The organism is Sphingomonas phyllosphaerae (genome assembly GCF_029623345.1).
Taxonomy (GTDB): Bacteria; Pseudomonadota; Alphaproteobacteria; order Sphingomonadales; family Sphingomonadaceae; genus Sphingomonas; species Sphingomonas phyllosphaerae_C.
In genome coordinates this window covers 1-9136 of the sequence record NZ_JAPYKH010000043.1, presented here as the reverse complement: position 1 = coordinate 9136, position 9136 = coordinate 1, and the positions used below count along the sequence as shown (strand labels likewise).

The following is a 9136-nucleotide window of genomic DNA, read 5'->3' as shown; positions in this document are numbered from 1 at the left end:
GAAAAACCGGCGCCCCGTCAAACTCCCTTTTACCGGAGCGACGCTGGCACCTGATCTAGCGCTGATCGAAGAGGCATTCCAGCGAGTGGGCCGCCCCGTCGAGAAGTCGGCTTATATGAGCGGTCCAACACGCCGTCAACGACAAAATGCAAAAAAGTGCGCAAACCGCGGAACTGATCGCATGTCTCTGAGAAGATACCTGATTGTCACCGAACCGTCACCAGCCGCACCTAGCCCCCGCCGCAACGGCCTAACGCCGTACCAACGACATATTGGGGATACATCGTGACAAAGCACGTGCTCGCTTGCACGGCCGCTATGGCCATCTGTCTGGCGGCGCCCGCCGCGCTGGCGCAGGAGGCTGCAGCGCCACAGGGAGCCGATACCGCGGCGGACGACATCATCGTCACCGGCTCGACCCGCGCCGAACGTCGGTTCGACGTCTCGTACGCGATCAACTCGGTCTCACAGGACGAGATCCAGCGCATCGCGCCGCTCAACACCGCTGACCTGATCGGCCAGCTGCCTGGTTTCCAGACCGAATCGACCGGCGGCGAGGTGCAGAACATCTATCGTATCCGCGGCCTCCCCAACGACGGCGGCTTCGTCAGCTTCCAGCAGGACGGCCTGCCGCTGTTCCACGAGAATGACGGCTTCTTCTTCCGTGGCGACGCGCTGATCCGCCCCGACCTGATGACCGAGCGACTCGAGGTGGTGCGCGGCGGCCCTGCCCCGGTCTACGCCAGCTACTCGGGCGCGATCGTCAATGCGGTGACCGTCACCGGTCGCGACGAGCCGCGCGGCGAGGCACGCGTGACGCTCGGCGACACCGGGCTGTACCGGCTCGACGCGGTCCAGTCGGGCAAGCTCGACGACAGCACCCATTATGCGATCGGCGGCTTCCTGCGCTACCACGACGGCTATCGCGACAACGGCTTCCCCAACGATCGCGGCGGGCAGCTGCGCGCCAACCTGACCCATGACACGGGCACCGGCACGCTCAAGGTCAGCGCCAACTATGTCAACGACCACAACGTCTTCTACCTGCCGATCCCGACCGCGGATCCGCGCGACCCGAGCCGCTCGCTCGATCGCTACATCGATTATTTCAGTGGCACGATGAACTCGCCGGCGCTGCGCGACGTGAACCTGAAGTATCGCGACGGCGCCGGCGTGATCCAGGGCCGCTCGAGCGACCTCGCTACCGGGCGCCACATGCAGATGTTCAACGCCGGCGTGCAATATGACGCCGACCTCGGCGACTGGCTGGTCTCGGCGAAGGCGGGCTTCACCAAGGGGCGGCTCGACTTCACCGCTTTCTACTCGACCACCAACCCGAGCGACGGCAACGCCTTCGCCAATTCCTATCTCGCCGCCTCGCGCACCGCCTTCGGGCCGGTCGCGTCGATGGGCTATGTGCTCGCCGGCACCAGCACGGCCTATGATCCCTATGCCGCCTCGGGGCTGGTGGTGCAGGGCCAGTACCGCGACATCCACTCGCGCTTCTACTCGGCGCAGGGCGACCTCAGCGTCGCGCGCGCGTTCGACACCGCGATCGGGCGGCACGATCTCAAGGTTGGCGTCTACGCCAGCGCCTATGGCGCCAGCGCCGAGTCGATCTACCAGAACTATCTGATCGAAGTGGCAGGCAAGCCGCGCACGCTCGACCTTGTGGCTTACTCCGCGACGGGCGCCGTCCTCGGCCGCGTCACCGACAATGGCGCGCTCAACTATGCCGCGACGCTGACCAAGGGCGACGCCGACGCCAAGATGGTCGCGCTCTATGCGAACGACACCTGGGAAATCGTGCGCGGGCTGCGCGTCGACGCGGGTATCCGTCACGAGCGCTACGATTATGCCGGCTATGCCGCCAACACCGCGCAATACAATCTCGGCGACGCGACGACGCTGGCGGACAATGCCACGCGCGGCTTCACCGGCACGATCACCAACCGCTCGCTCAAGCCCAACATCACCAACTGGACCGCGGGCGTGAACTACGACTTCACGCGCCACTTCGGTCTCTACGCGCGCGCCTCGCACCTCGAGACGCCGCCGTCGATGCAGGTGACCTATACGATCAACCCGACGATCATCACCACCAAGGCGGACCAGTATGAGGTCGGCGTGAAGCTGCAGTCGGGCGGCTCCTACCTCTACGCCACCGGCTTCTACACCAACTTCGACCCGCTCAACGCCTCGTTCCTCGCCTTCGACCCGACCACCGGGCGCAACGACGTCAACGTTCCCTTCATCGGCGAGGCGCAGATCAAGGGGATCGAGCTCGACGGCCTGCTCAAGGCGACGAACTGGTTCCAGCTCAACGCCGCGCTGACGGTGAGCAGCCCCGAATATCGCAACTTCCGCAGCAGCACCGGCGCCGATCCGCAGGCCGTCGAGCGCAAGCAGATCGTGCGCGAGCCCAAGGTGTACGGCAATCTGCGCCCGACCTTCCGTGTCGCCGCCGGCGACACCGACGTCGACCTGTACGGCCGGTGGAACTACATGGGGAAGCGCTACGTCGACCTCTACAACAATACCGCGCTACCGTCCTACTCGACCTTCGGCGCGGGCGTGACCGCGACGCGGGGTGACTGGCAGGTGCAGGTGGTCGGCGACAATCTCACCAACGCCAAGGGGCTGACGGAGGGCAATACGCGCACCGACAATCTGAGCGGCCAGGGCACCGCCGACGCGATCTACGGACGCCCGATCTTCGGGCGCAACGTGCGGCTGGTGGTGACCCGCTCGTGGTGAGCCGCCGCGCGGTCGCGCTGCTGCTCGGGGCGGCGGTACCGCTCGCCGCGGGTGCGCCGGCCCGCGCCTCCGCGGCGCCGGTGCGCGATCACACGAGCGAGGCGCTCGCGGCGCGGCTGTTCCCGCTCCTCGCGCGACTCGGCGCGGACGCAATGCCCGAGCCGCTGCGTCGGGCACGTGCCGGGCGGGTGATCAGCTGCGGCGACGATGCCGCCTGCGTCGCACGCGCGTCGCGCTGGGAGGCGGCGGAGATCGACTCGCTCGCCGCCGCGGCCGCCCCGCGCGCCACCGGCATGTCGGGCGTGCCCGACGATGGCGCCGCAGCGCAGCTCGGCCGCGAGCTGCGCGGCGTCACTGCGATCCTCGACACGTACGCGCTCGGCGCCGCGCCGCGCTACCCCGCGATCGACGGACCCGACGTTGCCCCCGACAGCGTCGAGGCGAAGACGCGGCGCCGCGCCGCCGTCGCGCTCGCCACCACCCCGCGCGCGGGTGCGCTCGCCCCCAGCGTCGAGCTCGCGCTGGCGCTGCTCCAGACCAACGATCGCACCGACGCGGTCGGCGACGTCGCCGCCCTCGTCGCGCCCGCACGCCGCCGCGCCCATACGCTCGACTGGTCACGCTACCGCTACACTGCTTTGGTCGTCACCGGGGTCGGGCCGGAGGTACCCGACATGCCGCTGAGCCCCGGCGGCCAGTACCACGTCCGCCTCGCCGCCGAGCGCTATGCCGCCGGCGACGCCGCGCTGATCATCGTCAGCGGCGGGCGCGCGCATCCCCGCGCGACCCGCTTCACCGAGGCGGTGGAGATGCGCCGGGCGCTGATCGAGCGCTACGGCGTGCCGGCCGAGGCGATCGTGCTCGAGCCCTTCGCGCGCCATACCACCACCAACCTGCGCAACGCGACGCGAGAGCTCGCCGCGCTCGGCGCCCCGCTCGACCGCCCCGCGCTGATCGTCTGCAACCCCGAGCAGAGCCGCTACATCGAGGGCGCCGCCTTCGCCGAGCGCAACCGGCGCGAGCTGGGCTATCTGCCCGGCACGATCGGTCCGCGGCGCTCGCCGACCGACATCGAATTTCGCCCAGCGCGCGCGTCGCTCCGTGTCGATCCGCTCGACCCGCTCGACCCCTGACCAGGACGCTCCCAGCGGCTGATTCAGCCAGGCCGACCCGTGTTCCTGCACACGCGGGAACCCAGAGTGGCGGCCCGAAGCGTCAGTGACCGCGTTCGCCGGAGCCCGTGGCGCTTCAGATGAGCTGGATCAGACCCTAGCCAACCGCCTTCATCATGCCGTGCATCGTCAGCCAACGCGCGAAGGCGTCGAACCAGCCGGTGCTGGTCGTTGTCTTCGGGTACATGCCGAAGCCGTGGCCGCCCTGCTCGTAGAGGTGGAACTCGACCGGCCGCTTGGCCTCGCGCCAGCGCTCGATCAGCCCGAAGCCGCCGTTGGCGAAAAAGGGATCGTCCGCCGCCAAGGCGACGAACAGCGGCGGCGCCTCCGCCGGCACCGTCACGCCGGTGAGCGGGCCGTAGATCGTGCCGATGAAGGCGGGCTTGGCGTCGCTCGGCGTCAGCGTCGTCGCCAGCGTGAGCATCGCCCCCGCCGAGAACCCTACCATGCCGATCTTGCTCGGGTCGACGTGCCACTCGGCGGCACGGCGTCGCACCAGCGCGAACGCGGCGCGCGAGTCGGCGAGCTGCGGCGCCAGCTGGGTCGCCATCGTCGCCGCGTCGGGGCGGGGTGGGCGCGCCGCGGTGCCCGAGAACATCGCGCGCATCGATTCGGCGAAAGCGTTCATCTCGGCCGGAGTCTGGTTGAGCCGGTACTTGAGCACGAAAGCGGCGACACCGCGCGCGGCGAGCGCACGCGCCACGTCATAGCCTTCATTGTCCATCGACAGCGTGCGGAAGCCGCCGCCGGGCGCCACGATCACCGCCGCCCCGCTGGCGCGCGCCGGATCGGGCAGGAAGGGCGTGAGCGTCGCCTCGGTGACGTTGCGGGTGAAGGTGCTGCCATACTGGCGGAACCAGGACTCTTTGATGCTGCCGCCTGGCAGCGCGCCGGTGCCGAGCGGTAGCGCTCCCGGCTGCGCCGGCGTGGCGATCGGCGTCATCGCGTCGTCCTGCGCGGCGACGGGCGCTCCCAGGGCAAAAGCGAGGATCGTCGCGGCGCTCAGGCACATACGGCGGCCGAGGCGCGACCTAATTAGAAGGTGCATGTCTCTCTCCCATGTTATCGTTAACACGGGAAGCTATGCCGGGACGATGCCGGAGTCCAGTGGCGCGACGACCTTCGCGCCTGTGGCCTCCGCCTCAGCTTTCGCGCCCGTCATCCCTGCGGCGGGATGATGGTGAGAGCGCGCGCGCGTTCGGGACTCAAACGCGCTCACCGAAGCCCATCACCGCGAATGACACCCACCCCCCGGCTGCGCTAAGCCCATGTCATGTCGCACCAGCGCCACGTGTTGATCGTCGGCGGCGGTACCGCCGGCTGGCTCACCGCCGCCTATCTGGCGCGCGCGCTCGGTGCGGGCGTCGCGGTGACGCTGCTGGAGTCGCCCGAGATCGGCACGATCGGCGTCGGCGAGGGCACCTTTCCGACGATCCGCGAAACGCTGCGCTTTCTCGGCATCGACGAGGCCGCCTTCGTCCGCGCGGCCGGTGCGACCTTCAAACAGGGCGTGCGCTTCGCCGGCTGGCAGCCCGACCACGACGGCGCGCCGCACAGCTACTTCCATCCCTTCGACGCGCCGTTTCAGCCCGAACCCGGCCTCGTCACCGACTGGCTGCGGCAGGACGAGACGGTACGCGCGCCGTTCGCCGAGGCGGTGACGATCCAGCATCGGGTCGCCGCGGCGCGCCGCGCGCCCAAGCAGCCTGGCGAGGGCGACTTCGCCGGGCCGCTCACTTATGCCTTCCACTTCGACGCAGTGCGTCTGGCCGCGCTGCTGGCGGATCGGGCGCGCACCCTCGGCGTCAGGCACCTGACCGGCCGGCTTCATGAGCTGGTGCTCGCCGAGGATGGCACGATCGCCCAGGTCGAGAGCGACGCCGGCACGCTGACCGCCGACCTCTACGTCGACTGTACCGGATTCCGCGCCGAGCTGATCGGGCGCCTGCCCGGCGCGCGCTTCCACTCGGTCGCCGACCGGCTGTTCACCGATCGCGCGCTGACCTGCAAGCTGCCCTATGCCATGCCCGACGCGCCGATCGAGAGCGCCACCGTCGCCACTGCGCACGCCGCCGGTTGGGTGTGGGACATCGGGCTCGCCGGCGCGCGCGGGATCGGCTGCGTCTACGCCAGCCGCTACCTCGACGACGCGGGCGCCGAGGCGATCCTCGCGCGCTATCTGGGCCGCGACCCCGCCGAACTCGCCCCGCGCCGCATCGCCTTCGCGCCGGGCTGGCAGGAGCGCGGCTGGATCGGCAATTGCGTCGCGGTCGGGCTGGCGGGCGGGTTCCTCGAGCCGCTCGAGTCGACCGGCGTGGTGCTGATCGAGGCCGCCGCCGCGATGATTGCCGAGCTGCTGCCGCCGCGCGGGCCGGTCGATCGCGGCGCGACGCGCTTCAACGCGCTGATGGCCGACCGCTACGAGAACATCGCCGCCTTCCTGAAGCTGCATTATTGTCTCAGCCGCCGCCCCGAGCCGTTCTGGCGCGACAATGCCGATCCCGCGACGCTGCCGCCGCGGCTCGCCGCCTGGCTCGAGCAGTGGCGGCACCGCCCGCCCAGCCGTTTCGACTTCCAGCTCGATAGCGAGACCTTCGCCCATTTCAACTATCAGTACATCCTCTACGGCATGGGCTTCGCCACCGAAGTGGGCACGGCGGATCCCGACTCAGCCCTGCGGGCGGAGCGGCTGTTCGCGCGGGTGCGCGCTTATGGCGAGCGCGCCGCGCGCGAACTGCCGCCGCACCGCGCCCTGATCGAGCAACTCGCCGGCACCGCGCTCAGCCCCGTGCGAACAGGCTCCTGAGCCACAGCGGGCCGCCGCGCGCGGCCTCGCGCCAGTCGAGCGCCTCCTCGCCCGCGCCCGGTACGTAGCGCCACGGGTCGACGGTGCGCACCTTCCCCGCCCGATAACGCGCCGGATGCGGGGTGGCGATCGCGAGCCGGTGCTCCAGCGCGGTCGCGGCGAGCAGGGCGTCGCGCGGCTCGGCATAGCCCAACGCGGCGGCGCGGCACGCCACGGCGGCGTCCACCGCCAGCACGCGACCGTCGAAGGCACGCGGTACGATCTCCTCGGCCCAGGCACGCGCGGCGGTCGCGGCGGGCCTGTCGACGCGCTCGATCTGCACCGCCGCGGCGACCAGCTCGCCGAGCGTCAGCGCCGAGACGAACAGAGCGGTGCGCGCCTGCGCCGCCGCCCAGGCCGCGACCGCCGGGTCGCACCTCCCGGCCTTGGCGCCGCGCAGAACCCAGACCAGCTCGGTGTCGAGCAGGTGCATCAGCGCGACCAGCGCGTGATCGCGCGCCAGTCGGGCTCGACCATCACCGGCTCGGGCGCGGCGAGCTGGTCGGCGAGCGTGTCCCCTTGGCCGGCGAGCTGGCGGAACGACTCGAAGCTGAGCAGCACGTGGGTGGGCCGGCCGCGGTCCGTGATCAGCACCGGCTCCTGCGCGGCGAATCGCTTGGCCTGGCTGACGTCCTGGTTGAACGCGCGACTGGAAAGCGTGCGCATGAGCGAATCTTCTCCACGCCGCAGGGCGGTTCGATGGCGCCTCACGGTGTAGGTACGTTACTACATCGTGGCCACGCCGCAACGTTTCTGGCCTGTTGCCGACAAATCGCGCTGACGTCTCGCGCTTCGCCTTGCGTGTGCGGCCATGCCGGCCTCTTCTCCGCACAGCGAGAGCGGGCGCGTGCCCGCCGGGGGAGGACAGATGAGCGACTGGTGGGCGAGCCTCGGGACGACGGTGGCGAACGTGCTCGAACCGCATGGACCCGCCACCTCGGCGGCCGCGCACAGCTACGCGCCGGGCGACTTCTCGATCCACTTCTTCCTACAGCTCGCGGTGATCCTGGTGGCGTGCCGGGTGGTCGGCTGGCTCGGCCGGAAGCTGCTCGGCCAACCGCAGGTGGTGGGCGAGATGATCGCCGGCGTGGTGCTCGGGCCCTCGCTGCTCGGGCTGCTCTTCCCCGGCCTGCAGGGCGCAATCTTCCCAAAGGAGACCAAGAACGTGCTCTACGCCGGCGCGCAGCTGGGCGTGGGGCTCTACATGTTCCTGGTCGGCACCACGCTGCGGCTCGACCATTTCCGCACCAAGGCGCGCAGCGCCTCCTTCGTGTCGATGGCAGGGATCGCCGCACCGTTTCTGATCGCGGTGCTGATCACCCCCTTGCTGCTCGGCGTGCCCGGACTGTTCGCGCGGGGGATCAGCCAGGCCAACGCCACCTTGTTCCTCGGCGCCTGCATCGCGCTCACCGCTTTCCCGATGCTGGCGCGGATCATCAACGAGCGCGGGCTGGCGGATAGCGCGCTCGGCACGCTGTCGCTCACCGCGGGCGCGTTCGACGACGCCTGCTCCTGGTGCGTGCTGGCGGTGGTGCTCGCCACCTTCGGGGGCGGCGCGGGCGTGGCGATCCTGGCGATCGGCGGCGGGCTGCTCTGGGCGCTGATCGTGGTGCTCGCCGGGCCGAAGCTGCTCGCCCCACTGGCGCGCAAGGTCGAGCGCGAGGGCGAGCTGAGCCTCACCAGCTTCGCGATCGTGATGATCGCCTTCTGCTTCTCCGCCTTCCTGATGGACGTGATCGGCATCCACGCGATCTTCGGCGGCTTCATCCTTGGCGCGGTGATGCCGCGCGGGCTGCTCACCGCCGAGATCAAGCGCAAGCTCGAGCCGCTGACGGTGGTGCTGCTGCTGCCGATGTTCTTCACCTATTCGGGGCTGAACACGCGGATGGACATGGTGAACTCCGCCGAGCTGCTGCTGATCGCGCTGGGCGTGCTGGCGGCTTCGGTGCTCGCCAAGGGCGGCGCCTGCTATCTCGCCGCGCGCCTGTCGGGAGAGGACAATCGCACCGCTTTGGGGATCGGCGCGCTGATGAACTCGCGCGGGCTGATGGAGCTGATCATCATCAACATCGGGCTGCAGAAGGGGATCATCGGCCCGACGCTGTTCTCGATGCTGGTGCTGATGGCGATCGTGACGACGATGATGGCGAGCCCGCTGTTCGAGCTCTTCTACGGCCGCCGCGGGCGCGAGAGCGGCGAGCTGGCGCGACTCGACCGGAGCTACGCCGAGGCGGGCTGAGCCGGCGGCGCACCGGCGAGGCGAGGGTCGCCACGCCGGGTCAGCGGGGTGCGACGGGGAAGCCGCGACGGCACAACGGGCTAGGCCGCGGCGGGACGGCGCCGTTGATGGCTAGCGTGGCCT

7 protein-coding genes are annotated in these 9136 nt (G+C 70.2%); 4 read left to right on the top strand and 3 right to left on the bottom strand.

Annotated elements, in window-relative coordinates; all coding sequences use genetic code 11:
- Positions 1–318: 318 nt before the first annotated feature.
- Complete coding sequence (locus QBJ89_RS19840) at positions 319–2757, top strand: TonB-dependent receptor (RefSeq protein WP_277982180.1); 2439 nt, start codon at positions 319–321, stop codon at positions 2755–2757.
- Positions 2751–3890: a YdcF family protein gene (locus QBJ89_RS19835; RefSeq protein WP_347342844.1), complete on the top strand. Its 1140-nt coding sequence runs from the start codon at positions 2751–2753 to the stop codon at positions 3888–3890. The genes QBJ89_RS19840 and QBJ89_RS19835 overlap by 7 nt, the downstream gene beginning before the upstream one ends.
- 136 nt (positions 3891–4026) lie before the next feature.
- On the opposite strand, the gene QBJ89_RS19830 is transcribed toward QBJ89_RS19835, so the two are convergent.
- Positions 4027–4941: an alpha/beta hydrolase gene (locus tag QBJ89_RS19830; RefSeq protein ID WP_277982181.1), complete on the bottom strand. Its 915-nt coding sequence runs from the start codon at positions 4939–4941 to the stop codon at positions 4027–4029.
- A gap of 261 nt (positions 4942–5202) precedes the next feature.
- Here QBJ89_RS19830 and QBJ89_RS19825 point away from each other — a divergent pair, with 261 nt between their 5' ends.
- Positions 5203–6735 carry a tryptophan halogenase family protein gene (locus QBJ89_RS19825; protein WP_277982179.1) on the top strand — a complete coding sequence of 511 codons (1533 nt, stop codon included), beginning with the start codon at positions 5203–5205 and terminating at the stop codon, positions 6733–6735.
- Here the strand turns inward: QBJ89_RS19825 and QBJ89_RS19820 are convergent.
- Both QBJ89_RS19820 and QBJ89_RS19815 read right to left on the bottom strand, forming a co-directional pair.
- Positions 6710–7207: a PIN domain-containing protein gene (locus tag QBJ89_RS19820; RefSeq protein ID WP_277982178.1), complete on the bottom strand. Its 498-nt coding sequence runs from the start codon at positions 7205–7207 to the stop codon at positions 6710–6712. The genes QBJ89_RS19825 and QBJ89_RS19820 overlap by 26 nt on opposite strands.
- Complete coding sequence (locus tag QBJ89_RS19815; protein WP_277982177.1) at positions 7207–7440, bottom strand: type II toxin-antitoxin system Phd/YefM family antitoxin; 234 nt, start codon at positions 7438–7440, stop codon at positions 7207–7209. Before QBJ89_RS19815 ends, QBJ89_RS19820 begins: the two co-directional genes overlap by 1 nt.
- A gap of 202 nt (positions 7441–7642) precedes the next feature.
- On the opposite strand from QBJ89_RS19815, the gene QBJ89_RS19810 reads away from it, so the two are divergent.
- The gene (locus tag QBJ89_RS19810; protein ID WP_277982176.1) at positions 7643–9013 is read left to right on the top strand and encodes a cation:proton antiporter; all 1371 of its coding nucleotides are present in this window, start codon (positions 7643–7645) and stop codon (positions 9011–9013) included.
- Positions 9014–9136 lie beyond the last annotated feature (123 nt).